Consider the following 1,292-nt stretch of genomic DNA (forward strand, 5'->3'; position numbering starts at 1 on the left):
TCGATCTCGCCGAGTTCGATGCGGTAACCCCGGACCTTGACCTGGTCGTCGGCCCGCCCCACGAACTCCAGCACACCCTCCGCACGCCACCGCACCACATCACCCGTGCGATACATACGCCCACCACCCCACGGACACGCCACAAAACGCCCCGCCGTCAAACCCGCACGATCCAAATACCCACGAGCCAACGGCGCACCCGCCACATACAACTCACCCGCAACACCCACCGGCACCGGACGCAACCCACCATCCAACACATACACCCGCGTATTCGGGAACGGACGCCCGATCGGCACAGCCCCCACCGGCGTCACATCACCCGGACCCAACCGCCACTCAAGACAATTCACCGTCGCCTCCGACGGACCATACGCATTGAAAACCACCACACCCGGATGACGCTCACGCCACCGCCCCAACAACTCACCCGACAACGCCTCACCACCCACCAACAACGTCTCCGAAGGCCCCACCGAAGCATCCATCCCCTCCAACAGGACAAGATGACTCGGCGTCATCTTCATCAACGACACCCCCACATCCCCCGCCTCAGCCAACTCCCCCAACCGCACCGACCCACCACTCACCAACGGCGTGAACAACGCCGTCACCGTCAGATCAAAAGACACCGACGTATGCACCAGAGAACTACCCCCAACACCCCCATACACCTCACGGTTATGCACCAAATACGCACCCAACGAACGATGCTCGACCACCACACCCTTCGGCCGCCCCGTCGAACCCGACGTATAAATCACATACGCCGCCGACAACAACGAAGGCACCACACCCAACGAAACCGACGACAACCCCTCCAACTCCGCCACCACCCCCGGATCATCCAACAACACCACCGGCACACCCACCGACCCGATACCATCCACAGCACCCGAAACCGACACCATCACCACCGGCGCCGAATCCTCCACCATGAACCGCACACGCTCCACCGGATACGACGGATCCACCGGCACATACGCCGCCCCCGCCTTCAACACCGCCAACAACGCCACCACCACATCAACCGACCGCGGCAACGCCACCACAACCCGCGACTCCACCCCCACCCCACGCGACACCAACAACCGCGCCAGACGATTCACCCGCCCATCCAACTCCCCATACGACAACGACACATCACCACACACCACCGCCACCGCACCCGGAACAGACCCCACCCGCTCCTCGAACAACACCGGCAACGAAACCCCCGGCACCTCCACCGCCGTATCGTTCCACTCCTCCAACACCCGACGACGCTCACCCGCCACCAACACATCCAGACG

General features: G+C 63.2%; 1 protein-coding gene. It reads right to left on the reverse strand.

Translation table 11 applies throughout. The features are described 5' to 3' along the window. Positions 1–1,283, reverse strand: a 1,283-nt coding sequence (locus ACZ3IC_RS34190; RefSeq protein ID WP_467422630.1) for an amino acid adenylation domain-containing protein, incomplete at its 3' end; no start/stop codon positions are given. Positions 1,284–1,292: the final 9 nt, after the last annotated feature.

This window comes from Streptomyces sp. NPDC002958 (assembly GCF_055563255.1).